The organism is Streptomyces sp. NPDC012888 (genome assembly GCF_042900645.1).
Lineage (GTDB): Bacteria > Actinomycetota > Actinomycetes > Streptomycetales > Streptomycetaceae > Streptomyces.
In genome coordinates this window covers 24159-50200 of record NZ_JBIBBM010000019.1, presented here as the reverse complement: position 1 = coordinate 50200, position 26042 = coordinate 24159, and the positions used below count along the sequence as shown (strand labels likewise).

The window sequence follows — 26042 nt, the reverse complement described above, 5'->3', positions numbered from 1 at the left end:
CACGGGCGGGCCGGCACGTGCCGCGCAGCGGGGGCCGCGGCGCGCGGGGCTCGGTTGCCGGCGGGGCGGAGGTGGCCCCGGTCAGGGGCGCGGGGACCTGCGCGAGCGGCCACGGGCGGGCCGGCACGTGCCGCGCAGCGGGGGCCGCGGCGCGCGGGGCTCAGTCGCCGGCGGGGCCGGAGGTGGCCCGGCCGGGGCCGGCCGCGGCCCGCCCGGGGTGGGCCTGCCGACCCGCCGCGGGCGGACGGGCGCGACCCCCGGCCGGCCCGGGGTCAGGCCGGGGGCGGTGGGGTGTCGCGGTCGGAGAGCCAGGCCTCGTGGGCCTGGGTGACCTTGTGCCACAGCGCCTGCCGGTCCGCCGGGGTCAAGTCGTGCAGCTCGCGCCCGAAGACCGTGGACACGGCCTCGTACAGCTCCTCCGCCGTACCGAGCTCCCGCTCGCTCGGCCCCTTCGCCGGGTCGATCCGGTACAGGATCCGTCCCCGCAGCAGGTCGATCCCCTCGGCGTCCCGGCGCAGCAGCGTCAGGGTCCGCACGAACGGGGAGTCCTCGGCGGTGGACAGCCGCAGGTGCTCCGCCTCGAAGTCCGCCGTCACCGCCGGCGCGCTCCGGAAGTTGGTCCTGGGGAACGGGCCGCCGGGGCTGTGGTAGCTCCAGCCGGTCTGCTCCCCCTCCGGCCCCTCCAGCCGCTCCAGCCGGTACCGGAACCCGCCCTGCTCGTGCACGCCCTCGCGCAGCGGCAGCGGGTCGAAGGGGCCGTCGCCCAGGCCCGTGTCGACGAAGTACGCCTCGCCGTCGACCCGGACCGTCAGCGCCATGTGGTTGCCGTTGACGCCGGTGTCCCCGGAGTCCTCGTACACGCCCGCCACGTGACGGGTCACGTCGTAGCCGAGCTGCTCCAGCAGGGCCGCGAAAGCCCCGTTGAGGTGGAAGCAGTACCCGCCGTGGCCGGCGGCGAAGCGGCGGGCCGACAGCTCGGGCGCGATGCCCGGCGGCCGGCCGAGCTGGATGTCGATGTTCTCGTACGGGACGCGTTCCAGGTGGGCGCGCTGCAGCGTGAACAGCGCCTCTGCCGAGGGCTTTCCCGGGTCGGTGACGCCCAGCCGGCGCAGGTAGCCGGCGAATATGCCAGAGATCATGAAGCCCACCCTAGGCACCGAAGGCCGCGCCGACCCCCAAATCGCCCGGACCGGCACCTACTTGTCGATGTCGCCGACCACGAAGAACAGCGAGCCCAGGATCGCCACCATGTCCGCGACCAGGGTGCCCGGCAGCAGCTCCGTCAGCGCCTGGATGTTGTTGTAGGAGGCGGAGCGCAGCTTCAGCCGGTACGGCGTCTTCTCACCCTTGGAGACCAGGTAGTAGCCGTTGATGCCGAGCGGGTTCTCGGTCCACGCGTAGGTGTGCCCCTCCGGGGCCTTCAGCACCTTGGGCAGCCGCTGGTTGACCGGCCCCGGCGGCAGCTCCGCCATCCGGTCCAGGCAGGCGTCGGCCAGGTCGAGGGAGTTGTGCGTCTGGTCGAGCAGGCACTCGAAGCGGGCCAGGCAGTCGCCCTCGGTGCGGGTGACCACCTCGAGCACGTCCTGGAGCTCGCCGTACGCCAGGTAGGGCTCGTCGCGGCGCAGGTCGAAGTCGACGCCGGAGGCGCGGGCGATCGGCCCCGAGACCCCGTACGCGTGCACGGCCTCCGCGGACAGCACGCCGACGTCCCGGGTCCGGGCGCGGAAGATCTCGTTGCCGCGCACCAGCTTGTCGTACACGTCCATGCGGGAGCGGCACTCGGCGACGGCGGCGCGGGCCCGGCCGAGCCAGCCGGCCGGCAGGTCCTCCTTGAGGCCGCCGACCCGGTTGAACATGTAGTGCATCCGGCCGCCGGAGATCTCCTCCATGACGGCCTGGAGGTCCTCCCGCTCGCGGAAGGCGTGGAAGATCGGGGTGATGCCGCCGAGTTCGAGCGGGTACGACCCGAGGAACATCAGGTGGTTCAGCACCCGGTTGAGCTCGGCCAGCAGGGTGCGCATCCACACCGCCCGCTCGGGCACCTCCATGCCCAGCATGCGCTCGACGGCCATGACCACGCCGAGCTCGTTGGAGAACGCGGACAGCCAGTCGTGGCGGTTCGCCAGCATGATGATCTGCCGGTAGTCACGCGCCTCGAAGAGCTTCTCGGCACCCCGGTGCATGTAGCCGACGACGGGCTCGGCGCTCGCGATGCGCTCGCCGTCCAGGACGAGGCGCAGCCGCAGCACGCCGTGCGTCGAGGGGTGCTGGGGCCCGATGTTCAGCACCATGTCGGTGCTTTCCGCCGCGCCGCCGATACCGACCGTGGTCTCCGTCATGGGCGCATTGTCTCAGCCCGCCGCCGGATCTCGTCCTGTGGTCCCACAGGTCGGATCGAACGGCGACCTAGGGTTGAGACATGGACACGGGGACGGATACCGGGACGGGCGCGGGGACGGCTCCGGCCGGGCCCGACTGGGTGGGGCTTCCGGGCGGACTGCTCGGCCTGCGGCGGCTGCTGCTGGTCGTGTGGATGCTGCTGCTGGCGGCGGCCACGGCCGCGGCCGGGGCCTGGTGGATCGGCCCAGGCTGGGCCGCCCTCGGGCTGTTCTGGATCGCCGTACTGGCCTGGGGCTGGCCCATGCTGGCCCGCAACTGGCGGTCCTGGCGGTACGCCGAGCGCGCCGACGACCTGCTGATCAGCCGGGGCGTGCTGTGGCGCGAGCAGACCGTCGTGCCGTACGGGCGGATGCAGCTGGTCGAGGTGACCTCGGGCCCGCTGGAGCGGCACTTCGGGCTGGCCTCCGTACAGCTGCACACGGCCGCCGCCGCGACCGACGCGAAGATCCCCGGCCTCGACCCGGCCGAGGCCGAGCGGCTCCGGGACCGGCTGACCGCGCTGGGCGAGGCAAGGTCGGCGGGGCTGTGAGCGGAGGGGCTGTGAGCGGGACCACGGAGCCGGGGACCCCGGAGCCGGGGACCCGGGAGCAGGGGACCCCGGAGCCGGGGACCCCGGTCCTGGAACGGCGGCTGCACCCGTTCACCCCGCTGCGCCGGGCCTGGGTGCCGATCGGCGCTACCGCCGGCGTGCTGTTCCACCAGGGCGACCGGGCCGGCGAGTGGCTGGAACGGTTCCGCTCCGGCGGCCTCGGCCTGCTGATCATGGCGGGCGTGGTCCTCGCCGGCGCCCTCTACGGCTTCCTGAGCTGGCGTTTCACCTCGTACGCGGTCACCGACACGGAACTGCGCATCCGTACCGGCCTGCTGTTCCGGCGCACCGCGCACATCCGGCTGGACCGGCTCCAGGCCGTGGACGTCACCCGGCCGCTGCTGGCCCGGGTCGTGGGCGTGGCCAAGCTGAAGCTCGACGTCATCGGCACGGAGGAGAAGGACGAGCTGGCCTTCCTGGGCGAGCGGGAGGCCGGCGAGCTGCGCGCCGAGCTGCTGGCCCGGGCGGCCGGCATCGCGCCCGCCGAGGCCGTGTCCGTCGGCGAGGCCCCCGTGCGCGGGCTGCTGCGGGTGCCCTCCGGGCAGCTGGCCGTCTCGCTGCTGCTCAGCCTGGGCACCTGGGCGGCGGTCGTGACCGCGCTGGTCGCACCCGTGGTGGTGTGGCTGCTCAGCGACAGCCTGTGGGCGACGCTCGCGACGCTGCTGCCGGTGCTCGGCGCCGCCTGGGCGCACAGCGCCGGCCGCTTCCTCACCGAGTACGACTGGACGGTCGCGGAGTCCCCGGACGGGCTCCGGCTGGACCACGGCATGCTCGACCGGGCGCACGAGACCGTGCCGCCGGGCCGGGTGCAGACCGTCCGCATCGTCGAACCGCTGCTGTGGCGGCGACGCGACTGGGTCCGGGTGGAGCTGGCGGTGGCCGGCTCGAAGAACGACGTGCTGGTCCCGGTCGCCCCGCGCGGGGCGGCGTACGCGGTGGTGGCGCGGGTGCTGCCGGGCGCGGACCTGGCGGCGCTGGACTTCAGCCCGTCGCCCGGCCGGCGCTCCCGCTGGGTGGTGCCGGTGTGGTGGAAGGGCTACGGCGTGGCCGTCTCGGCGGAGGTGTTCGCGGCCCGGCACGGCCGGCTGTGCCGCCGCACCGAGATCGTCCCGCACGCCAAGGTCCAGTCGGTGCGGCTGACGCAGGGGCCGTGGGAGCGGGCCCGCGGGCTGGCCGACGTATGCGTGGACACCGGCGCGAACGGCACGGTGACCGCCCGGCTCCGGCCCGCCGAGGAGGCGGAGGCCCTCCTCGGCGCCCAGGCCGACCGCTCCCGCACCGGCCGCGCGACCGCGCGCCCGGACCGCTGGATGACGTCCTGACCCCGACGCCGACCGCGGCCCCGGCGCCCGACCCCGGCGCCCGGCCCCGCCCGGCCGACCCGCCCGCCGGCTGAGGGGCGGGCCGCCGGGGGAGGGGCCGTCAGGCCGGGCCGCCGCCGGCGCGGACCATGCCCGTCTCGTAGGCCAGGACGACGACCTGCACGCGGTCGCGCAGGCTCAGCTTGGTCAGGATGCGCCCCACGTGCGTCTTGACCGTGGCCTCCGACAGGACCAGCCGGGCGGCGATCTCGCCGTTCGACAGGCCCTGCGCCACCAGCAGCATCACCTCGCGCTCGCGCTCGGTCAGCCGCTCCAGCTCCTTGTTCTGCGGCTCCGCCGTGGTCGTCGGCAGCATCGGGGCGAAACGGTCCAGCAGCCGCCGCGTCGTCGACGGGGCCACCACCGCGTCCCCGCTGTGCACGCTGCGGATCGCGGCCAGCAGCTCGGCCGGCGGCACGTCCTTCAGCATGAACCCGCTCGCGCCCGCCTTCAGACCCGAGAACGCGTACTCGTCCAGGTCGAAGGTGGTCAGGATGATCACCTTGGGGTGGTCCTCCTGCGCGCAGATCCGCCGCGTCGCCTCCACCCCGTCGAGCCTGGGCATCCGCACGTCCATCAGGACGACGTCCACCTTCGTGGCCCGCAGCACCTCCAGCGCCTCCAGGCCGTCACCCGCCTCGGCGACCACCTCCATGTCCGGCTGTGCCGCCAGCACCATGCGGAAGCCGGTGCGCAGCAGGACCTGGTCGTCGACAAGCATCACTCGGATGGACATCCGCTACCTCGACCTCACTCTTCTCAATTCGGCTGCTTCTTGAGCGGCAGCAGCGCGCTGATCCGGAAGCCGCCGCCCGGCCGCGGGCCCGCGTCCAGGGTGCCGCCGACCATACCGACCCGCTCGCGCATGCCGATCAGCCCGTGGCCCGCGCCGTCCGCGCCGCCGTCCTCGTACAGTTCGTGCGCCGCGCCGCGGCCGTCGTCCTCGACCAGCAGGCCGAGTCCGTCGTCGAAGTACACCAGCCGCACGCTGGCGCTGGCGTCCGGTCCGCCGTGCTTGCGGGTGTTGGTCAGCGCCTCCTGCACGATCCGGTACGCCGTGAGCTCCACTCCCGTGGGCAGCTGCCGCGGCGTGCCCTCGACCTGGAAGTCCACCGCCAGGCCGGCCGCCCGCACCTGCTCGACCAGCACCTCGATCTGCTCGACGTCCGGCTGCGGCACGTAGTCCTCGGACTCCTGCGGTTCGCCGGTGCGCAGCACGCCCAGCAGGCGGCGCATCTCGGCGAGGGCCTGACGGCCGGTCCCGGAGATGGTCTGGAGGGCCTCCTTGGCCAGCTCCGGGGAGGAGTCCAGGACGTACGCGGCGCCGTCGGCCTGCACCACCATCACGGACACGTTGTGCGCGACCACGTCGTGCAGCTCCCGGGCGATCCGGGCGCGCTCGGCGGCCACCGCCACCTGCGCCTGGGCGGCGCGTTCCTTCTCCAGCCGCTGGTTCCGCTCCACCAGCTGCGCGTAGTAGGCGCGGCGGGTGCGGACCGAATCGCCCAGCACCCAGGCCAGCGCGAACATCACCATCAGCATGACGATGGCGAAGACGGTCTCGCCGGTGGTCGTCCCCTCGTTCATCCGCCACCGCAGGTTCGACAGCGGCGGCGCGGCCAGACCCATGGCCAGGGCGACGCGGGAGACCCAGCGGGGGACGTCGGCGGCGCCGACGGTGTAGAGCACGACCAGCATGGCGAGGTTCGCCGGGGTCGGCTCGGAGTCGGTGACCAGCTGGTACGCCCCGGCGCCGGCGGTCAGCCAGAGCATCGGCACGGTGTACTTGCGGCGCAGGGCGACGGCCGTGGCGAGCGCGACGACGGCCGGGACGGCGGTCAGCTTCACGTCCCGGTGGTCGGCGCTCCCCGCGACCTGCAGCATGCCGAGCCCGAAGAGCAGGACAGCCCAGAAGCTGTCGACGCCCGTCGGGTGTCTGCGGAGGAAGTCGTAGAGGCGCTGCACGTAACCCAGCGTAGGCACGGGAGATAGGTGCTGGAGTCAACCACAGGGGCGATCCGTGATGCGGGGCCGTACTCCGCAAGGTGGAGGGGCCCTAGCCTGGGGCCATGAGCGGGCAGAGGAGCGGGGCGGCCGGGGCGACCCGCGGTGCGACCGGGGCGGCCGGGGCGGTCGGCTGGGCCGAGGCGATGGAGCGGGCCCTCTACGGGCCGGACGGGTTCTACGTCCGCCCGGGCGACTCCACCGGGCCGGCGGGGCACTTCCGCACGTCGGTGCACGCCTCCCCGCTCTTCGCCGGGGCGGTGGCCCGGCTGCTGCTGTGGGTGGACGGGGCGCTGGGGCACCCGCCGGAGCTGGCGCTGGTCGACGTGGGCGCGGGCCGCGCGGAGCTGCTGACCGGGGTGCTGGCCGCGCTGCCGGCCGGGACGGCGGCCCGGGTCCGGCCGTACGCGGTGGAACGCGCGGCCCGGCCGGCGGGGCTGGACCCGCGCGTCGCCTGGGTCGCGGAGCCGCCGCGGGGGGTGTCGGGACTGCTCTTCGCGAACGAGTGGCTGGACAACGTACCGCTGGACGTGGCGGAGGACGGGCGGTACGTACTGGTCGACCGGGACGGTACGGAGAGCCCCGGCGGGCCGGTCTCCGCCGCGGACCGGGCCTGGCTGGACCGGTGGTGGCCCGGGCCGGGCCGGGCGGAGATCGGCCGTACGCGCGACGAGGCGTGGGCGGCGGCGGTGGGCTCGCTTTCCCGGGGCCTGGCGGTGGCGGTGGACTACGCGCACACGGCGGCGAACCGCCCGCCGTTCGGCACGCTGGCGGGGTTCCGGGCGGGGCGGGAGTGCCGGCCGGTGCCGGACGGCAGCTGCGACGTGACCGCGCACGTCGCGCTCGACGCGTGCGGTGCGGCTGCTGCGGAGCCGCTTCTGCTCACCCAGCGCGAGGCGCTCGCCGCGCTCGGCGTCTCCGGGGCCCGGCCCCCGCTGGCCCTCGCCTCGTCGGACCCGGCGGCGTACGTCCGGGCGCTGGCGGCGGCGGGCGAAGCGGCGGAACTCACCGCGCCGGGCGGCCTGGGCGACTTCCTCTGGCTCGCCCACCCGGTCCACGTCCCGTCCCCTTGGCCCTGACGCGCCGGCCCGCCCCTCACCTCCGCCCCACGCACGGCCCGGTGGCCGTCGGCCGCGCAGTTCCCCGCGCCCCCTGGGGCCTACCCGTCTTCGGCCGCTGCGGGCGGGTGGTGGCTGGTCGCGCAGTTCCCCGCGCCCCTGGTGGGGCGCAGCGTGGCCCCCGCCAGGGGGTGGCGGGGGCCACGGGCGGCGGGGTGGTTACTCCGTCGCGTGGTCGTGGCCGTCGTGGAGGCCACCACCGCTGCCGTCCGTGCCGTCCGTCGGCTCCGACACCACCGGCTTCGACAGCGGCGCCAGGTCGAACGCGTAGTGCCCGACCGCGTCCGCGATCACGTCGACGTTGACGTCCAGCGCCTTGTGGTCGATGTTCGTGATGTCGTCGCCCGCACCGTGGTAGTTGACGTCGTACGCGACACCCGCCTGCCCGCCGAACTTCGCGGCCTGCGCCTCCGTCTTGATGCCCTCCGCGCCGGTGAACGTGCCGCCCGACGGGATGCCGACCTCGATGAACGGCCCGTAGTCCGAGCGGCCGCTGAAGTCCGTGCCCTCGTGCGGCAGGTTCTTCGAGTCGAGGAAGTCGGTGATGCCCTTCTCGATCTGCGCGGAGCCCTCCGGGCCGGGGCCCGAGCCGACGCCGTCCGAGTCGTCGCCGTCGTACACGAAGTACGCCGCGTTCGGCGAGGCGATCATGTCGAAGTTCAGGTAGAGCTTGATCTGCTTCTTCTGCTCCTCCGTCAGGGAGGCGACGTACGCCTCCGATCCGAGCAGACCGAACTCCTCCGCCGACCACCAGGCGAACTTGACCTTGTTCTTGATCTTGTCCTGGCTGGACGCGAGGCGCTGCGCGACCTGGAGGATGCCCGCCGAACCCGACCCGTTGTCGTTGATGCCGGGCCCGTCCGCGACCGAGTCGAGGTGGGCTCCCAGGAACACCGTGTTGTTCGCGTCGCCGCCACGGGTCTCCGCGACCACGTTCCAGGTCTTGCGGTTCTCGCGCAGCTCGCGGACGTCCAGGGTGAGCGAGACCTCCCCGGCCGCCGCCTCGGCGGCCAGCTTCTCGCCGTCCTCCTGGCTCACACCACCCGTGGGGATCTTGCCCAGCGTCGGGTCGCCGATCGTGCCGTTCAGGGCGCCGGCCGTGTTGTTGTAGATCACCGCACCGACCGCGCCGGCCGCCGCCGCGTTGGCCTGCTTGACCGCGAAGGTGCAGCCGCCGCGCTTGACCAGCGCGATCTTGCCGGTGAAGGTGCCGGACGCGAAGTCGCCCGGCTCACAGCCGTTGGTGCCGTCCGCGTCCACCGGGGCGACCGCCACCGGGGCGGTGACCCCGCCCTCGGGGCTGCTCGCCGTGTACGTCATCAGCTTGATCGGGACGTCCCGCCCGGCCGACCCGTTCACGGTCAGCTTCTCGGCGAGCGTCTCGACGTACACGAAGTCGAACTCGTGCCGGGACACCTTGTAACCGGCGGCCTTCATGACCGCCTCCACGTACTTGGCCGACTGCTCATGGCCCTTGGAGCCCGCCACCCGGGTGTCGCCGTTGTAGTCGGCGATGGACTGGAAGACCTTCAGGTGGTTGAAGGCGCCCTTGCCGGTGGAGTCCTTCACCAGCTTCCGGGCGAGCGCGTCACCCCGCGCTGCGTCGCTCTGCGGGCTGGTGGCGCCCGCGGGGCCGGCGAGCAGCAGCGGTGAGACGAGGGCCGCGGCCGCCAGGGTGGCGGTGGCAACGGCTATACGGCGTGAGGGCATGGAGGTCCTTTCACGACAGGCAGGTCGTCTGCGGTGGACGCACGTTAGACAGCAAGGAGCCGCTCTGGCCAGACTTCGCGCTGATTCCGGTTTATGAATTCCAGATATCGGTACGCCATACCGGTACGTCGACATGACGATCGGGCGTTTGCGGACCGGTCGGACGGGCCCTCAGCGTCAGCGCAGGATGCCCTCGATGAAGTCCGAACCGATCCGCGCGACTATGGACAGGTCCAACTGATGCTGTACATAACGGCCTTCGCGCCGCGTGTGGAGCAGCCCGGCCTTCTTCAGCACCGACAGGTGCCGCGACACCTCCGGCGGCGTGATCCCGTACACGCTCGCCAGCTCGCTCGTCGTGTACGGGGCCCGGGCCAGGCTCCGGCACAGCTTCATCCGCATCGGGTGCGCGAGGGCGTCCATCCGCCGCTGGAGCAGCTCCACCGACCCGGATCCCGCCGCCAGTTGGGACGAGGGGGACGACAGCGGGTAGTGCACCACGGGCCGCCAGCCGGGCGCGTGCAGCACCAGCAGGTGCGGCCAGCCGAAGTGGGTGGGCAGGAACACCAGGCCGGGGCGGCCGATGGCGGGGTCGGTCGCACTCGTCGTGCCGTGGGCCATCTTGTCCACGGTGATGGTGGTCTGCGCCTCGTCCACGGCGAGTGCCGCGGACACCTCCGCCAGCGCGGCCGGCAGCCCCTTGCGGCGCAGCACCTCCGTCTTGTGCCGGGCGTCGGCCGTCTGCTGCGGCTCGATCCGCCGCCAGGTCGCGGCGAAGAACGCCTCGTCGCAGTCCTCGAGCAGCCGCCGCAGCCACACCCGTACGGACGCCGTGTCGTCCAGCAGCCGCAGCGTGAACGCCAGCCGGCCCGGGCCGCGCGCGGCCGCCGTCTCCAACGCCTTGGCGCGGGCCGCGGGGTCGACGAGGGGGGACGCGCCGGGGCCCTCGTCGTAGAGCGCGAGCCAGCAGTGCTCCAGCGCGGCGGTCACGAACCGCTCGTCGTCCAGACGGTCGAGTACGTCGAGCTCCTCGGCGAGCGTGGCGGCCGGCCGGCCGGTGCCGCCGGGCACGCCCGCGAACGGCATGAACACGTCGGAGAAGGAGCTCCGCCACATGAAGTCGGCCTCCAGGAGCCGGTCCGCCAGACACGGGTCGAGCGCGGCGGAGGTGGCGGCGGTCCAGGAGCCGAGGCCGGGGTGGTGGGCGGGCTGGGACAGCGCGTGCAGGGCCATGCAGAGCTCGGCGAGCGGGGACGCGGCGAAGGTGACGGCGTCGGCCGGAAGGCCCGCGATGTCGATGTTCACGCCCACGCCGACCCCTTCCGCCTGCCTGTCGTTGACCGGAGCCCCATTCTGTCGGGTGTCGTCGCAGGTCCGCGGCCCGGGTGGGCCGGTCGATTGACGCTCCCCGTCAATCGACGGGCGCGGGTGCGCCGACGGGGTGAGGGTGGAGGCATGACCGCGATCGAGCAGTACCTCGTCGACAGCTACCGGGCGGCGCAGCGGGGGGACGCGATGCCGCCGCCGCCCGGGCGGGACGACCTCGCCGTGCTGCGGGCCGCCCGTTCCTACGAGCAGTTCCGCGCCGTCCTCGACGGCCGCCCGGCCCGCCACCCCTGGCGCGCCGCCCTCCACCGCGCCTGGCCCGGCCCACCCCACTGACCCGCCTGGCCCGCGCCCCACGTTGCCCAGCGCGTTTGAGGCGTGGGGGTCCCCCCGGAACGGAGTCCGGGGGGGCGTTCGGGGCGGAGCCCCGCGTGTCCGGGCGGTGCTCCCGTCGGGCCCGCTCAAGCGCCGCTCGGGTCCGCCCGGCGGGCGAGCGCTGCCGCAGCCTTCAGCCGGGGCGGAGCCACCGCCGGGCCGGGGCGGCGGTGGGGCGCCCGTCAGCGCTGGACGCGGGCGAGGAAGTCCGCCAGCGCCGCCCCCACGTCCCGCACCGTCCACGACAGCCCCGGTTCCGTGACCGTCACCTCCGTCACCGCCAGCCCCGGCGGCCCGCCCGCCGCCCAGCGGCGGAACAGCACCGTGCCGGTCTCCTCCGCCTGCCGCAGCCCCGCCTCCGTGAGCCGTTCCGCCTCGTACGGCAGCCACACCTGGAACTGGTGGGTGTGCGGCGGCTCCGGGTGCACCCGGAACCACGGCACGCCGGCCGACGACAGCCCCGCCGCCAGCGCCGCGGCCACCACCCGGGCCTGGCGCACGTACGACGGCAGCCGCGGCAGCTCCCGCTCCAGCCCCGCCAGCGCCGACAGGGCCTGCGGGAACTGCCGGAACACCCGGCCGCCGTACCGGTGCCGCCACACCCTCGCCTCGGCGACCAGCCCGGCCGGGCCGGCCAGCGCCGCCCCGCTCAGGCCGCCCAGCGACTTGTAGAAGGAGACGTACACCGAGTCCGCCAGCCCCGCGATCTCCGCCAGCGGCCGCCCGAAGTGCTCGGTGGTCTCCCACAGCCGCGCCCCGTCGAAGTGCACCACCGCGTCCCGTTCCCGGGCCGCCTCCACGACCTCCTCCAGCTCCTCCCACGACGGCAGCAGGAACCCCGGGTCGCGCAGCGGCAGCTCCAGCACCAGCGTGCCGAACGGTTCCGCCAGGTCCCGTACGTCCTCCGCCGCCGGCTGCCGCGGGCCCGACACCGGGTGCACCGTCCGCAGCCCCGACACCAGCGACAGCGCGCCGCCCTCCCACACCTCCGGGTGGCTCTCCGGGTGCAGCGCCACCACCGGGTTCCCCGTGCGGCCCGCCCAGCAGCGCAGCGCCACCTGCTGCGCCATCGTCCCGCTCGGGAAGAACGCGGCGTCGGCCGTGCCCAGCAGCGCGGCCACGCGCTGCTCCAGCCGGGCCACGACCCCGTCGCCGTACACGTCGGCGGGTTCGTCCAGCGCTCCGCCGCCAGCGGCCGCCAGCTCCGCCAGCAGCTCTCCCACCGTGGGCTCGGACGCGGCGAACGACAGCCTGCGCCGCGCCCCGCGCCACGCCGCCACCTCCCGAAGCTCCCGCGCCGCCGGCTCCGCCTCTCCCGCCGCCCGCGCCGCCGGCCCCGCCCCGCCCGCACTCGTGTCAGTCATCCCCCGATCCTGCCCGACCGACCGCCCACGACAGGGGCCGGCCAACCCCCAGGAGCTAGCATGGCGACGTATCGTCCGGTACCCCCCGCGGACTGGAACGGAAGGCCCTCCCCGCGTGAACGCAACACAGCAGGCCCGACCTGCCCGGCTCACCGTCGGCGTCGTCGGTGCCGGCCGCGTCGGCCCGGCGCTCGCCCGCGCCCTGCAACTGGCCGGGCACCGCCCCGTCGCCGTGTCCGGCGTCTCCGACGCCTCGCGCCGCCGCGCCGCCGAGATGCTGCCCGACGTGCCGCTGGTACCACCCGCGCAGGTGCTGGAGCTCGCCGAGCTGGTGCTGCTCACCGTCCCCGACGACGCGCTCCCGCCCCTGGTCCAGGGCCTCGCCGACACCGGCGCGGTCCGCCCCGGCCAGCTCCTGGTGCACACCTCCGGCCGGTACGGGGCGGCCGTCCTCGACCCGGCCCGCCGGGCCGGCGCGCTCCCGCTCGCCCTCCACCCCGCCATGACCTTCACCGGCACCTCGGTCGACGTGGACCGGCTCGCCGGCTGCTCCTTCGGCGTCACCGCCCCCGACGAGCTGCGGCTCGCCGCCGAGGCCCTGGTCATCGAGATGGGCGGCGAACCCGAGTGGATCGCCGAGGCCTCCCGGCCGCTCTACCACGCGGCCCTCGCCCTCGGTGCCAACCACCTCGTCACCCTCGTCGCGCAGTCGATGGAACTGCTCCGCACCTCCGGCGTGGAGCACCCCGACCGGATGCTCGGCCCGCTGCTCGGCGCGGCCCTCGACAACGCCCTGCGCTCCGGCGACGCCGCCCTCACCGGCCCGGTCGCCCGCGGCGACGCCGGCACCGTCGCCGCACACGTCGCCGAGCTGCGCAAGCACGCCCCCAGTACCGTCGCCGGCTACCTCGCCATGGCCCGTACCACCGCCGACCGCGCCCTCGCGCACGGCCTGCTCAAGCCCGAACTCGCCGAGGACCTGCTCGGCGTGCTCGCCGACGCCACGGACGACCGGCCCGAGGGGGGCGCCCGATGACCAGGCTGCTGCACACCCGCGACGAACTGGCGGCGGTCGCCCCGCCCGCGGGCGGCCGGCGCGCCGTCGTCATGACCATGGGCGCCCTGCACGAGGGCCACGCCACCCTCGTCCGCGCCGCCCGCGCCCACGTCGGCCCCGACGGCCAGGTCGTCACCACCGTCTTCGTCAACCCCCTCCAGTTCGGCGCCGGCGAGGACCTCGACAAGTACCCGCGCACCCTCGACGCCGACCTCGTCGTCGCCGAACGCGCCGGAGCCGACGTCGTGTTCGCCCCGGCCGTCGACGAGGTGTACCCCGGCGGCGACCCCCAGGTCCGCGTCAGCGCCGGCCCCATGGGCACCCGCCTGGAAGGCGCCACCCGCCCGGGCCACTTCGACGGCATGCTCACCGTCGTCGCCAAGCTGCTCCACCTCACCGCGCCCGACGTCGCCTTCTTCGGCCAGAAGGACGCCCAGCAACTCGCCCTGATCCGGCGCATGGTGACGGACCTCAACTTCCCCGTGGCCGTCGTCGGCGTCCCCACCGTCCGCGAGGACGACGGGCTCGCCCTCTCCAGCCGCAACCGCTACCTGTCCGAACCGGAACGCCGCACCGCCCTCGCGTTGTCCCGCGCCCTGTTCGCCGGCCGCGACCGGCTCGCCGCCCAGACCGCCCTGGCCGCCCGCGCCGAGGCCAACGCCTCCTCCGAGGCCCGCGCCACCGCCCTCGCCAGGCTCGGCGAGGCCCGCGCCTCCGCCGACGCCCACGCCGTCTCCATGGCCGGCGCCGGACTCCCCGACGCCGTACGGGCCGCCGCCCGGCACGTCCTCGACGAGGCGGCCCGCGGCGACACCCCCCTGGTCCTCGACTACCTGGCCCTCGTCGACCCCGCGGACTTCACCGAGGTCCCCGCCGACCACACCGGCCAGGCTGTCCTCGCCGTCGCCGCGAAGGTCGGCACCACCCGGCTGATCGACAACATCCCGCTGGAATTCGGAGCACACCCGTGAGCACCTCGTCAGGCAGAGCGACCGGCACCGCCCCGAGCGGCGGCACCGGCATACGGCTGCACGCCCCGGCCCCCGGCTGGGCCCTGGAAGCCGACGTCGTGGTCGTCGGGTCCGGGGTCGCGGGCCTGACCGCCGCCCTGCGCTGCGCCGCCGCGGGCCGCCGTACCGTCGTGGTCACCAAGGCCCGGCTCGACGACGGCTCCACCCGCTGGGCCCAGGGCGGCATCGCCGCCGCCCTCGGCGAGGGGGACACCCCCGGCCAGCACCTCGACGACACCCTCGTCGCCGGGGCCGGACTGTGCGACGAGACCGCCGTACGGATGCTCGTCACCGAAGGCCCCGACGCGGTCCGCCGCCTGATCGCCACCGGCGCCGTCTTCGACACCTCCCCGGACACCGGCGAGATCGAGCTGACCCGGGAGGGCGGCCACCACCGCCGCCGCATCGCCCACGCCGGCGGTGACGCCACCGGCGCCGAGATAAGCCGGGCCCTGGTCGAGGCCGTCCACGCCGCCGGCATCGAGACCGTCGAGAACGCCCTGGTCCTGGACCTGCTCCAGGACGCCGAGGGCCGCACCGCCGGCGTCACCCTGCACGTCATGGGCGAGGGCCAGCACGACGGCGTCGGCGCCGTCCACGCCCCGGCCGTCGTCCTCGCCACCGGCGGCATGGGCCAGGTCTTCTCCGCCACCACCAACCCGGCCGTCTCCACCGGCGACGGCGTCGCCCTTGCGCTGCGCGCCGGCGCCGAGGTCTCCGACCTCGAATTCGTCCAGTTCCACCCGACCGTGCTCTTCCTCGGACCCGACGCCGAGGGCCAGCAGCCCCTGGTCTCCGAGGCCGTCCGCGGAGAGGGCGCCCACCTGGTCGACGCCGACGGCGTCCGCTTCATGGTCGGCGCGCACGAGCTCGCCGAGCTGGCCCCCCGCGACATCGTCGCCAAGGGCATCATGCGCCGCATGCGGGAACAGGGCGCCGAGCACATGTACCTCGACGCCCGGCACTTCGGCGCCGACATGTGGGAGAACCGCTTCCCCACCATCCTCGCCGCGTGCCGCGCCCACGGCATCGACCCCGTCACCCAGCCGATCCCGGTCGCCCCGGCCGCCCACTACGCCAGCGGCGGCGTCCGCACCGACCTCGACGGACGCACCACCGTCCCCGGCCTGTACGCCTGCGGCGAGGTCGCCTGCACCGGCGTTCACGGCGCCAACCGGCTCGCCTCCAACTCCCTGCTGGAGGGCCTGGTCTTCGCCGAGCGCATCGCCGCCGACATCGCCGCCCACCCGCCCGCCTCGGCCGGCCCCGGCATCCCCGTCCCCTCCCGCGGCCCGCTGCTGCCCGCCACGGCCCGCTTCGAGGTCCAGCGGATCATGACCCGCGGCGCCGGCGTGCTGCGCTCCGCGGACTCCCTGCGCGAGGCCGCCGACGCCCTCGACGCCCTGTACGCCTCCGCCCTGTACGACCTGGAGGTGCACGGCAAGACGGCCGAGCCGGGCGTGGACACCTGGGAGGCCACCAACCTGATGTGCGTGGCCCGGGTGCTGGTCGCCGCGGCCCGGCGGCGCGAGGAGACCCGCGGCTGCCACTGGCGCGAGGACCGCCCGGAGCGCGACGATGCGGCCTGGCGCCGCCACCTCGTCGTCCGCCTGTCGAGGACCGAGCACCGCGCCCTGGTCGTCACCGAGACCGAGACCGCGGACTTCCCGTCCGTACGCCACCCCCTGAGCCAGGAGCAGTGACCGTGAGCACCCCCGACCTCCCCCTGATCGACCAGAACGCCGGCGGCTGCGGCGACGACTGCGGCTGCGGCGGCGAGGAGTCCGGCCTGGACCCGGCGCTGGCCCAGCTGCTGGCCGACGCCGGCCTGGACCCGTACGAGGTCGAGGCGATCGCCGAGATGGCCGTCGCGGAGGACCTCGACGGCGGAGTGGACGTCACCACCGTCGCCACCGTCCCCGAGGACGCCGTCTCCACCGCCGACTTCACCGCGCGCGAGGCCGGCACCGTCGCCGGACTGCGCGTCGCCGAGGCCGTCTTCTCGATCGTCTGCACCGAGACCTTCGAGGTGGAGCGGCACGTGGAGGACGGCGAGCGGGTCGAGCCCGGCCAGGTGCTGCTGTCGGTCACCGGCCGCACCCGCGACCTGCTCACCGCCGAGCGCAGCGCGCTGAACATCCTCTGCCGGCTCTCCGGCATCGCCACGGCCACCCGCCGCTGGGCCGACGCCCTGGAGGGCACCGCCGCCAGGGTCCGCGACACCCGCAAGACCACCCCCGGCCTGCGGTCCCTGGAGAAGTACGCGGTCCGCTGCGGTGGCGGCGTCAACCACCGCATGTCGCTGTCGGACGCCGCGCTGGTCAAGGACAACCACGTGGTGGCGGCGGGCGGCGTCGCCCAGGCCTTCCAGGCCGTGCGGGAGGCGTTCCCGGACCTGCCGGTGGAGGTCGAGGTGGACACCCTGCACCAGTGCCGCGAGGTCATGGACGCGGGCGCCGACCTGATCCTCCTCGACAACTTCACGCCGATGGAGACCGAGGAGGCCGTGATCCTGAACCGTGAGCACAACAAGGGCCGCGCCGTCCTGGAGTCCTCCGGCCGGCTGACCCTGGAGAACGCGCGGGCCTACGCGGAGACCGGCGTGGACTACCTCGCCGTGGGTGCCCTCACCCACTCCTCGCCGGTCCTGGACATCGGCCTGGACCTCCGCGAGCCCCGCGAGGCGGTGTAACCCATGCTGTTGACCATCGACGTCGGCAACTCCCACACTGTGCTCGGCCTGTTCGACGGCGACGAGATCATCGAGCACTGGCGGATCTCCACCGATCCGCGCCGTACCGCCGACGAACTCGCCGTGCTCATGCAGGGCCTGATGGGCATGCACCCGATGCTCGGCAGCGAACTCGGCGACGGCATCCACGGCATCGCCATCTGCTCGACCGTCCCCGCCGTCCTGCACGAGCTGCGCGAGGTCACCCGCCGGTACTACGGCGACGTGCCGGCGGTGCTGGTCGAGCCGGGCATCAAGACGGGCGTCCCGATCCTCACGGACAACCCGAAGGAGGTCGGCGCCGACCGGATCATCAACGCCTGCGCGGCCGTCGACCTGTACGGCGGCCCGGCCATCGTCGTGGACTTCGGCACCGCCACCACCTTCGACGCGGTGTCGGCGCGCGGGGAGTACGTGGGCGGGGTCATCGCCCCCGGCATCGAGATCTCCATGGAGGCCCTCGGCGTCCGCGGCGCCCAGCTGCGCAAGATCGAGCTGGCCCGGCCGCGCAACGTGATCGGCAAGTCCACGGTCGAGGCCATGCAGTCCGGCGTGGTCTACGGCTTCGCCGGCCAGGTCGACGGGGTCGTGACCCGCATGGCCCGCGAGCTCATCGGCCCGAACGGCGACCCGGACGACGTCCGCGTCATCGCCACCGGCGGCCTGGCCCCCATGGTGCTGGGGGAGTCCTCGGTCATCGACGACCACGAGCCCTGGCTCACCCTGATCGGGCTGCGGCTCGTGTACGAGCGCAACGCACCGAACTTCGCCTAGGCCGGCCGCGGGGATTCCCGGAGGCAAGAACGAGCCGGGAACCCGGGCCCGCCGCGGCGCACCGGCGGTCCGGCGCTCCGGCGGCACGCCCGGATCATGCGAAGTCGGAGGATTTTGTCCGATTAGCGCGTATCTTCTGGCCATGCCCACGCCCTACGGATCCCGCGGCGGCATGGCGTTCAGCGCTGCTGAACTGCGCGTGCTGCGGCGGTCCCTCGCCCACGCCCTCCAGACCTCCGCCGGCCCGCTCCCCGCAGCCGAGGTCCGGGACTGCCTCCGGCTCGCCCAGGCCGTCGACGACGCGGCCGCGGAGTCGGGCCGGCTCAGAGCGTTCCTGCGGGAGGACCTCCGGCGTTACCGCGAGGCCCTGCCCGGCAGCGCGGCCGGCTACCTGGAGCTGCTGCGCGAGGCGATGGCCCACGGCTACGAGCCCGCCCCCGAGGACCTGGCCGGGCTGCGGGCACTGCGCGGCAACCCGGCCGCCGCCGCCCTGCTGGAGCGCACCCGCCCGGCCGGCGGGCCGTCCGTACGGCCCCGCCCGGGCGCACCCGTACCGCGGGCCCGGTACCTCACGCTGGCCGGCGGGAGGGACGAGGGCGAGCCGCGCCCCAAGCCCGCGCCGGCCCCGCCGGTGCGCGAACCGAGGCCGGTGCCGACCCCCGGAGAGGTGTTCCCGCCACGCCGGAAGCCGACCCCGCCCCCGGCGGCGGCCCGCGCCGCCGGGTAGCTACGCTGGGGGGCATGGACTACGTTTCCGCGCTCGTGCCCCCCGTCGTGATGGCCGCGTTCTTCATCGCCCTCGTCGTGACGATCGTGAAGAGCCAGGGCGGTTCCAACAAGGCCAAGGAGGACGCGGCCGTGGACGCCGTCATCGCCCGCGCCGAGGCGGGCCAGCCGAATCAGAAGTAGTGCGGTAGTGCTGTAGGACGAAAACACGGGCGGACGGCTCCTGAGGGGCCGCCCGCCCGATTTTCTTGGGTGGTTCCGGACGAATAGCCGGGCAATTGCGGACATCCCGCACTATCGTGCTGGTGTGCCTCGCCCCTTGGGAGAACTCGAAGACGCCGTCATGACGCGGGTGTGGCAGTGGAACCGCCCGGTCACCGTTCGGGAAGTGCTGGAAGACCTCCAGCAGGAACGCTCCATCGCGTATACGACGGTCATGACCGTCATGGACAATCTCCACCAGAAGGGCTGGGTCCGGCGGGAAGCCGAAGGCCGCGCCTATCGGTATACCGCGGTCTCCACCCGCGCCGCCTACTCGGCCGCACTCATGAACGAAGCCTGGTCCACCAGCGACAACCCCGCCGCCGCCCTGGTCGCCTTCTTCGGGATGATGTCGTCGGAACAGCGCGAGGCCCTCCGGGACGCGGTGCGCATCGTCCAGCACGACGACGATGACGAGGCCGAGGCCGAGGCCGAAGGCGACTCCGGCGAGCGCCGCCCCGAGCCGGGGCGATAGCGTCCGGGCATGGAAGACGATTCGCCCGCGCAGCCGGTTACCGGTGCAAATGCAAAAGCAGTGACGATCCGCCGGGCCCGTACCGGGGATGTTCCCGCGCTGCGCCGACTGCTCGACCAGTACGTGCAGCAGCGGATCCTGCTCGACAAAGCCCCGGTGACCCTTTACGAGTCCATCCAGGAGTTCTGGGTCGCGGAACGCGGCACCGACGGCCGGGTGGTCGGCTGCGGCGCCCTCCACGTGATGTGGGAGGACCTCGCCGAGGTGCGCACGCTCGCCGTCGACCGGGAGCTGAGGGGGGCCGGCGTCGGGCACCTCGTGCTCGCCCGGCTGTTGCGGACCGCCCGGGAGGTCGGCGTGCAGCGGGTATTCTGCCTGACCTTCGAAGTGGACTTCTTCGCGAAGCACGGCTTCGTCGAGATCGGCGAGACTCCGGTGGACACGGATGTCTACACGGAGCTGCTCCGTTCCTATGACGAGGGCGTCGCCGAGTTCCTCGGTCTCGAACGAGTGAAGCCGAACACCTTGGGCAACAGCCGGATGCTTCTGCACCTGTGACCGATCTGTTCGCGAACCCTATGTCCGAATCGCGCACGTTTCCCGCCCGCTAGCCCTCCTGAACCTCTCCCGGGGGTTTGAGTTTTCCAGGCAAAAGCGGTTTCCTTTCCGCGTACTGCATTTTCGATGAAAGGAAATCCGGTGGCGCAGAAGGTTCAGGTCCTTCTTGTCGACGACCTCGACGGTGGCACGGCGGACGAGACCGTCACGTTCGCACTGGATGGCAAGAGCTACGAGATCGACCTCACCAGCGCCAACGCGGCGAAGCTCCGCAGCGCGCTGGAGGAGTTCGTGAAGGCCGGACGCCGCACGGGCCGCACCTCCGCGGGCCGCGCCAAGGGCCCCCGGGCCGCCTCCGCGGGCAGCCCGGACACCGCGGAGATCCGCGCCTGGGCCAAGGCCCAGGGTCTGAGCGTCAACGACCGCGGCCGCGTGCCCGCCGACATCCGCGAGGCCTACGAGAACGCCAAGGGCTGACCCACACCCCCCGGCCGCCGCGCACGCAGCAGTCTGGCCCGGTGGCACTCCGTCGCCGCCGCGCCGACCAGCCGCACGAGGCCGGGGGCCGAACCCTGCCCGCGGCCGGGCAGGGCCGGCAGCGAGGCCTCACAGCCCGGCTCCGGGGGCCGCAGCCACACGGCGGCACCCCGAGGGACCTCACCGGGCGGGTGGACGGCCCCGGGGGGCTCCGGGGCGGTCATCCGGCCGCCCTCACCCATCGCGGTGAGCTCCAGCTCCACCCCGCCCCACTCCAGCCAGTCGAGCAGGCCCGCCAGCTCCTCGGCCCCGCCCGGCGCCACCAGGAACCGCATCCGCCGCCCCAGCAGGGCGACCGGCCCGGTGGCGACCGGCCGGCGCAGCAGGGCCGCCCCCGCGTCCGCGGGGAGCTCCAGCACGTCGAAGAGGAGACCGGTGGCCAGCTGGACGGGCACCCCGCCCGCCACCCGCCAGCCGAGCACCCGCTCGTACCAGCGCGCGGTCCGGTCGGCCGACCGGACGGGGTCCCCGGGAGCGGTCCTGGGCGGCGGAACCGTGAGAGCCATGCCAGGAGCAACAGCCACCGGACCCCCGGGGTTACGCTGAGCTCCCGGAGGAATGCGGAACGTAAAGCTCGGTCTCACATTCGGGACGCAACTGTGTTCGCCCGTAGCGGAGGGAACGGGTGCCGGGGGCATGGAGTGTCAGTGCTTACGGGTAAGACATTCCTAGTGGATCGGGGCGACACGCTGATTTGACCGGCTCCCGTTCGCCATCGGCGTACACGTGTGACGGGTATCTGCCTGGCCTGCGGGAACATCGTCTCGCACCATCGGGTTGGAGCAGTTGTCGGCTGTTCAGGCCGGTTTTTCCTCACCGACGTGGGGGTGAGCCGTGGACGGATGTCGGCAGTTGGAATGAGCTGTCCCGCCCCGCGGGACTAGCATGCGGAAGGACAGGGAGGGGACCGCCCCCTTACTGCCCGACCGCTCTGAGGAGCGATTAACGATGTTCGAGAGGTTCACCGACCGCGCGCGGCGGGTTGTCGTCCTGGCTCAGGAAGAAGCCCGGATGCTCAACCACAACTACATCGGCACCGAGCACATCCTTCTGGGCCTGATCCACGAGGGTGAGGGTGTCGCCGCTAAGGCCCTGGAGAGCCTCGGGATTTCGCTCGAGGCGGTCCGCCAGCAGGTGGAGGAGATCATCGGCCAGGGCCAGCAGGCCCCGTCCGGCCACATCCCCTTCACCCCTCGCGCCAAGAAGGTCCTGGAGCTTTCCCTCCGCGAGGCTCTTCAGCTCGGCCACAACTACATCGGGACCGAGCACATCCTGCTCGGCCTGATCCGTGAGGGCGAGGGCGTCGCCGCCCAGGTCCTCGTGAAGCTGGGCGCCGACCTGAACCGGGTCCGGCAGCAGGTCATCCAGCTGCTCTCCGGCTACTCGGGCGGCGGCAAGGAGTCGGCCACGGCCGGCGGCCCGGCCGAGGGCACGCCCTCGACCTCCCTGGTCCTCGACCAGTTCGGCCGCAACCTCACCCAGGCGGCCCGCGAATCCAAGCTCGACCCGGTCATCGGGCGCGAGAAGGAGATCGAGCGGGTCATGCAGGTGCTGTCCCGCCGGACCAAGAACAACCCGGTCCTCATCGGCGAGCCCGGCGTCGGCAAGACCGCCGTCGTCGAGGGCCTGGCGCAGGCCATCGTCAAGGGCGAGGTGCCCGAGACCCTCAAGGACAAGCACCTCTACACGCTGGACCTCGGCGCGCTCGTCGCCGGCTCCCGCTACCGCGGTGACTTCGAGGAGCGCCTGAAGAAGGTCCTCAAGGAGATCCGCACCCGCGGCGACATCATCCTGTTCATCGACGAGCTCCACACCCTGGTGGGTGCGGGCGCCGCCGAGGGCGCGATCGACGCCGCCAGCATCCTCAAGCCGATGCTGGCCCGCGGTGAGCTCCAGACCATCGGTGCCACCACCCTCGACGAGTACCGCAAGCACCTGGAGAAGGACGCGGCCCTGGAGCGCCGCTTCCAGCCCATCCAGGTCGCCGAGCCCTCGCTGCCGCACACCATCGAGATCCTCAAGGGTCTGCGCGACCGCTACGAGGCCCACCACCGCGTCTCGATCACGGACGAGGCCCTCGTGCAGGCGGCCACCCTGGCCGACCGGTACATCTCGGACCGCTTCCTCCCGGACAAGGCGATCGACCTGATCGACGAGGCCGGCTCCCGGATGCGCATCCGCCGGATGACCGCGCCGCCGGACCTCCGCGAGTTCGACGAGAAGATCGCCGGCGTCCGCCGGGACAAGGAGTCCGCGATCGACTCCCAGGACTTCGAGAAGGCGGCCTCGCTCCGTGACACGGAGAAGCAGCTGCTGGCGGCGAAGGCCAAGCGGGAGAAGGAGTGGAAGGCCGGCGACATGGACGTCGTCGCCGAGGTCGACGGCGAGCTGATCGCCGAGGTCCTCGCGACCGCCACCGGCATCCCGGTCTTCAAGCTGACCGAGGAGGAGTCCAGCCGGCTGCTCCGCATGGAGGACGAGCTCCACAAGCGCGTCATCGGCCAGAAGGACGCCATCAAGGCCCTCTCCCAGGCCATCCGGCGTACCCGTGCGGGTCTGAAGGACCCCAAGCGCCCCGGTGGCTCGTTCATCTTCGCCGGCCCGTCCGGCGTCGGTAAGACCGAGCTCTCCAAGACGCTCGCCGAATTCCTCTTCGGCGACGAGGACGCGCTGATCTCCCTCGACATGTCGGAGTTCAGCGAGAAGCACACGGTTTCCCGTCTCTTCGGTTCGCCCCCCGGTTACGTGGGCTACGAAGAGGGCGGCCAGCTCACCGAGAAGGTGCGCCGCAAGCCGTTCTCCGTCGTCCTCTTCGACGAGGTCGAGAAGGCCCACCCGGATATCTTCAATTCCCTTCTCCAGATCCTGGAGGACGGTCGCCTGACCGACTCCCAGGGCCGGGTCGTGGACTTCAAGAACACGGTCATCATCATGACGACCAACCTGGGCACGCGGGACATCTCGAAGGGCTTCAACCTGGGCTTCGCCGCCCAGGGCGACACCAAGACCGGCTACGACCGCATGAAGGCCAAGGTCAACGAGGAGCTGAAGCAGCACTTCCGCCCCGAGTTCCTGAACCGTGTCGACGACACGGTGGTCTTCCACCAGCTGTCGCAGGAAGACATCATCCAGATCGTCGACCTGATGATCGCCAAGGTGGACGAGCGGCTGAAGGACCGCGACATGGGCATCGAGCTCAGCCAGGACGCCAAGCTGCTGCTCGCCAAGCGCGGCTACGACCCGGTCCTGGGTGCCCGGCCGCTGCGCCGGACCATCCAGCGCGAGATCGAGGACGTCCTGTCGGAGAAGATCCTCTTCGGCGAGCTGCGTCCCGGCCACATCGTGGTCGTCGGCAAGGAGGGTGAGGGCGAGGAAGCCAAGTTCACCTTCCGCGGCGAGGAGAAGTCGGCCCTGCCGGACGTCCCGCCGATCGAGGCGACGGGCTCCGGCCCGGACCTCAGCAAGGGCGCGTAAGGCCGTACGGCCACCGCAGGGCGGCCCCGGAACCGAGAGGTTCCGGGGCCGCCTTCTTCGTGCCGCGGCCCGTCCCGGGCCGCCGGAGGCCGGTGACAAGCCGCACAGGACAAATCGGACCTACGACGCCATCTCGTAGATCCTTCGCGTACTGCGAGGGGGTATCGCCCCAGGAAGACGCCGGTCAACGGGGGAGGAATGTGACGTCGACCCTACGGGGTCTGGTAGTAGATGCGGCTTTTGGGGCATAGGGCCCCGACGGGTTACCAAGGGTGGGCCGTTCCCACGGCACCCCCGCTTCAAACCCGTCTCGGAGGACTCACCCATGTCTGCGAAGCCCTTCCGCACCCGCCGCATCCGCACCGCCCTCGTCGCCGCCTCGGCCGGCGCCGCGCTGGCCGCCGGAGCCGCGGGCACCGCCTTCGCCGACGAGGCCCCGCAGGCCCCGCTGCCGACCGCCCAGCTGGTCGCCGCGCAGGCCAAGGCCCAGGGTGAGGCCGCCGCCGCCAAGGGCGCCGCCTGGAAGAAGCCGGTCTCCGGCTACACGCTCACCGCGACCTACGGCAAGGCCGGCAGCATGTGGGTGCGCAAGCACTCCGGCCAGGACTTCGCCGTGCCGGTCGGCACCCCCGTCAAGGCCGTCGGCAGCGGCACCGTCGTCAAGGCCGGCCCGAACGGAGCCGGTGACGGCCCGGCCTACGGCAACGCCGTCGTCATCAAGCACGACAACGACACCTACTCGCAGTACGCCCACCTGTCGAAGATCCAGGTGAAGGTCGGCACGAAGGTCGCCGCCGGCAAGCAGATCGCCCTGTCGGGCAACACCGGGAACTCCAGCGGCCCGCACCTGCACTTCGAGATCCGGACCACCCCGAACTACGGGTCGTCCGTGAACCCGATGGCCTTCCTGCGCTCCGCGGGCGTCTCCATCTGACCCGGGGCGGGCCTCCGGCCCCGAGCCGCCCTCAGGCGGCCCGCCCTCCCGCCCTCCCGGCCCCGCCTCAGCCGGCGAGCCAGGAGTGGGCCGGTTCCACGGCCGGCTTCCCCTCCTTCATCGCCGCGACCTGCTCCGCGGTCAGGGCCGCGTTCCAGGTCCGCACCTCGTACAGGGAGCCGACCCAGGGGGCCACCCAGCCGCCGTTGAAGTGGGCCCGGCCCAGCTGCGCCGGCCCCTGGCCGCCGAAGATGCCCTTGGGCACCGCGGTGGTGTCGGCCGCCTTGTCGTCGACGTACAGGGTGACGGCCTTCTTCTCGGCGTCGTAGGCGCCGGTCAGCCGCACCCAGCTCTTGGCGTTCTTCGAGGCGTCCCCGAAGGCGTTCAGCGAGACGGGCTTGCCGTCCTTGCCGGCCGTCCGGACCCGGAACACCCACCGCTTCTTCCCGGCCTTCTCCTCGTAGCCCAGCGCGAAGGAGAAGTCGTCGCCGGCGCTCTGGCTGACGGCGATCTTGGTGCCCTTCTCGGCCTTGTTGAGGACCTTGGCCGACACGGTGAAGCTCTTGGCCACGTCCACGGCGGCCGCGGGCGCCTGCCCCCACGAGTTCTGGCCGCCCTTGAACCGGGCCTCGGTGCGCTCGCCCGACTTTGCGGTGGACGCGTCCGGCCCCAGCGACATCTCCAGCTTGCCCTGCGGGTCGGCGATGACCTTCGACTCCCCGCCCGCGGCACCCGAGCCGGACGGGCTCGGAGAACCCGAGGCGACGGGCTTCTTGTCGTCCTTCTTCTCCTCCCCGGTCACCTTCAGGGCGAAGTAGCCGCCACCGCCCGCCAGGGCGATCACCAGCACGCCCGCGACGACGGCGAGCACCTTCTTCTTCCGGCCGCGCCGCGACTCGTTCTCGTCGGCCATCGCCTGCCAGTCCGGCTGCTCGCCGCCCGGCTGGGGGTAGGGCCCCTGCTGCCACTCGGGCGCGGGCTGCTGCTGCCACTCCGGCTGCGGCGGAGCCACCGGCGGCGGCCCGAAGGCTCCCGGCTCGGTCGGCAGGCCCGCCGCCCAGGGCTGCGGCTGCGGCGGCTGGTACGGGCCGGGCTGCCCGGGCTGCGGATAGCCGTACCCGCCGGGCGTCGGCCCGGCGGGGTATCCGTAGCCGCCGTTGCCCGGGGCGGGGTCGGGCTGCGGGCTGTGGTTGCGATCCGTACCGTCAGTCATGGCAGGGATGCTAGAACATCGGTCCGGTCATTCGAACGGGCGCCG

25 protein-coding genes are annotated in these 26042 nt (G+C 73.4%); 16 read left to right on the top strand and 9 right to left on the bottom strand.

The window, feature by feature from the left end:
- Positions 1-272: 272 nt before the first annotated feature.
- The gene (locus ACFY61_RS28055; protein ID WP_389476410.1) at positions 273-1139 is read right to left on the bottom strand and encodes an arylamine N-acetyltransferase; all 867 of its coding nucleotides are present in this window, start codon (positions 1137-1139) and stop codon (positions 273-275) included.
- A 57-nt stretch (positions 1140-1196) separates the two neighbouring features.
- The gene (locus tag ACFY61_RS28050; protein WP_389476408.1) at positions 1197-2339 is read right to left on the bottom strand and encodes an NADH-quinone oxidoreductase subunit D; all 1143 of its coding nucleotides are present in this window, start codon (positions 2337-2339) and stop codon (positions 1197-1199) included.
- Positions 2340-2419: 80 nt separating this feature from the next.
- On the opposite strand from ACFY61_RS28050, the gene ACFY61_RS28045 reads away from it, so the two are divergent.
- Positions 2420-2929 (top strand): PH domain-containing protein, encoded by a 510-nt coding sequence (locus tag ACFY61_RS28045; RefSeq protein ID WP_389476406.1) that lies wholly within the window; start codon positions 2420-2422, stop codon positions 2927-2929.
- An 11-nt stretch (positions 2930-2940) separates the two neighbouring features.
- Complete coding sequence (locus ACFY61_RS28040; protein WP_389476404.1) at positions 2941-4311, top strand: PH domain-containing protein; 1371 nt, start codon at positions 2941-2943, stop codon at positions 4309-4311.
- Between the two features lie 100 nt (positions 4312-4411).
- On the opposite strand, the gene ACFY61_RS28035 is transcribed toward ACFY61_RS28040, so the two are convergent.
- Both ACFY61_RS28035 and ACFY61_RS28030 read right to left on the bottom strand, forming a co-directional pair.
- Entirely contained in the window at positions 4412-5086 is a 675-nt protein-coding gene (locus ACFY61_RS28035; protein ID WP_389476402.1) for a response regulator, read from the bottom strand.
- 23 nt (positions 5087-5109) lie between these two features.
- Positions 5110-6315: a sensor histidine kinase gene (locus ACFY61_RS28030; protein ID WP_389476672.1), complete on the bottom strand. Its 1206-nt coding sequence runs from the start codon at positions 6313-6315 to the stop codon at positions 5110-5112.
- Between the two features lie 104 nt (positions 6316-6419).
- Between ACFY61_RS28030 and ACFY61_RS28025 the strand changes: the two genes are divergently transcribed.
- Complete coding sequence (locus tag ACFY61_RS28025; RefSeq protein ID WP_389476400.1) at positions 6420-7433, top strand: SAM-dependent methyltransferase; 1014 nt, start codon at positions 6420-6422, stop codon at positions 7431-7433.
- Positions 7434-7631: 198 nt separating this feature from the next.
- On the opposite strand, the gene ACFY61_RS28020 is transcribed toward ACFY61_RS28025, so the two are convergent.
- Together ACFY61_RS28020 and ACFY61_RS28015 are read right to left on the bottom strand one after the other, a co-directional pair.
- Positions 7632-9182, bottom strand: a complete 1551-nt coding sequence (locus tag ACFY61_RS28020; RefSeq protein WP_389476398.1) for a M28 family metallopeptidase — start codon at positions 9180-9182, stop codon at positions 7632-7634.
- A 177-nt stretch (positions 9183-9359) separates the two neighbouring features.
- Positions 9360-10487, bottom strand: a complete 1128-nt coding sequence (locus ACFY61_RS28015) for a DUF5937 family protein (RefSeq protein WP_389476396.1) — start codon at positions 10485-10487, stop codon at positions 9360-9362.
- A gap of 150 nt (positions 10488-10637) precedes the next feature.
- Between ACFY61_RS28015 and ACFY61_RS28010 the strand changes: the two genes are divergently transcribed.
- Positions 10638-10844: a hypothetical protein gene (locus ACFY61_RS28010; RefSeq protein WP_389476394.1), complete on the top strand. Its 207-nt coding sequence runs from the start codon at positions 10638-10640 to the stop codon at positions 10842-10844.
- Positions 10845-11065: 221 nt separating this feature from the next.
- On the opposite strand, the gene ACFY61_RS28005 is transcribed toward ACFY61_RS28010, so the two are convergent.
- A complete protein-coding gene (locus ACFY61_RS28005) occupies positions 11066-12247 on the bottom strand; it encodes a threonine aldolase family protein (protein ID WP_389476392.1) in 1182 nt (393 codons plus the stop codon).
- A gap of 115 nt (positions 12248-12362) precedes the next feature.
- Here ACFY61_RS28005 and ACFY61_RS28000 point away from each other — a divergent pair, with 115 nt between their 5' ends.
- The 10 genes from ACFY61_RS28000 (at position 12363) to ACFY61_RS27955 (ending at position 20316) form a co-directional block, all read left to right on the top strand.
- Positions 12363-13283: a Rossmann-like and DUF2520 domain-containing protein gene (locus ACFY61_RS28000; protein WP_389476390.1), complete on the top strand. Its 921-nt coding sequence runs from the start codon at positions 12363-12365 to the stop codon at positions 13281-13283.
- The gene (gene panC / locus ACFY61_RS27995; protein ID WP_389476388.1) at positions 13280-14275 is read left to right on the top strand and encodes a pantoate--beta-alanine ligase; all 996 of its coding nucleotides are present in this window, start codon (positions 13280-13282) and stop codon (positions 14273-14275) included. The genes ACFY61_RS28000 and panC overlap by 4 nt, the downstream gene beginning before the upstream one ends.
- Entirely contained in the window at positions 14272-16017 is a 1746-nt protein-coding gene (locus tag ACFY61_RS27990; protein ID WP_389476386.1) for an L-aspartate oxidase, read from the top strand. The genes panC and ACFY61_RS27990 overlap by 4 nt, the downstream gene beginning before the upstream one ends.
- Before the next feature lie 2 nt (positions 16018-16019).
- Positions 16020-17006, top strand: a complete 987-nt coding sequence (gene nadC / locus ACFY61_RS27985; RefSeq protein ID WP_389476384.1) for a carboxylating nicotinate-nucleotide diphosphorylase — start codon at positions 16020-16022, stop codon at positions 17004-17006.
- Positions 17007-17009: 3 nt separating this feature from the next.
- A complete protein-coding gene (locus ACFY61_RS27980; protein WP_389476382.1) occupies positions 17010-17819 on the top strand; it encodes a type III pantothenate kinase in 810 nt (269 codons plus the stop codon).
- A 142-nt stretch (positions 17820-17961) separates the two neighbouring features.
- Positions 17962-18546: a hypothetical protein gene (locus ACFY61_RS27975; protein ID WP_389476380.1), complete on the top strand. Its 585-nt coding sequence runs from the start codon at positions 17962-17964 to the stop codon at positions 18544-18546.
- 14 nt (positions 18547-18560) lie between these two features.
- Positions 18561-18728: a hypothetical protein gene (locus ACFY61_RS27970; protein ID WP_389476378.1), complete on the top strand. Its 168-nt coding sequence runs from the start codon at positions 18561-18563 to the stop codon at positions 18726-18728.
- 124 nt (positions 18729-18852) lie between these two features.
- Positions 18853-19281 carry a BlaI/MecI/CopY family transcriptional regulator gene (locus ACFY61_RS27965; protein ID WP_389476376.1) on the top strand — a complete coding sequence of 143 codons (429 nt, stop codon included), beginning with the start codon at positions 18853-18855 and terminating at the stop codon, positions 19279-19281.
- Positions 19282-19290: 9 nt separating this feature from the next.
- Positions 19291-19839 carry an amino-acid N-acetyltransferase gene (locus tag ACFY61_RS27960; RefSeq protein ID WP_389476374.1) on the top strand — a complete coding sequence of 183 codons (549 nt, stop codon included), beginning with the start codon at positions 19291-19293 and terminating at the stop codon, positions 19837-19839.
- A 141-nt stretch (positions 19840-19980) separates the two neighbouring features.
- Complete coding sequence (locus tag ACFY61_RS27955; RefSeq protein WP_389476372.1) at positions 19981-20316, top strand: Lsr2 family protein; 336 nt, start codon at positions 19981-19983, stop codon at positions 20314-20316.
- Here the strand turns inward: ACFY61_RS27955 and ACFY61_RS27950 are convergent.
- Complete coding sequence (locus ACFY61_RS27950) at positions 20295-20882, bottom strand: SCO3374 family protein (protein ID WP_389476370.1); 588 nt, start codon at positions 20880-20882, stop codon at positions 20295-20297. The genes ACFY61_RS27955 and ACFY61_RS27950 overlap by 22 nt on opposite strands.
- Positions 20883-21324: 442 nt before the next feature.
- On the opposite strand from ACFY61_RS27950, the gene ACFY61_RS27945 reads away from it, so the two are divergent.
- Positions 21325-23850 (top strand): ATP-dependent Clp protease ATP-binding subunit, encoded by a 2526-nt coding sequence (locus tag ACFY61_RS27945; protein WP_389476369.1) that lies wholly within the window; start codon positions 21325-21327, stop codon positions 23848-23850.
- A 325-nt stretch (positions 23851-24175) separates the two neighbouring features.
- Positions 24176-24784: a M23 family metallopeptidase gene (locus ACFY61_RS27940; RefSeq protein WP_389476368.1), complete on the top strand. Its 609-nt coding sequence runs from the start codon at positions 24176-24178 to the stop codon at positions 24782-24784.
- Between the two features lie 67 nt (positions 24785-24851).
- Here ACFY61_RS27940 and ACFY61_RS27935 read toward each other — a convergent pair whose 3' ends face one another.
- Complete coding sequence (locus tag ACFY61_RS27935; protein WP_389476366.1) at positions 24852-25997, bottom strand: LamG-like jellyroll fold domain-containing protein; 1146 nt, start codon at positions 25995-25997, stop codon at positions 24852-24854.
- Positions 25998-26042 lie beyond the last annotated feature (45 nt).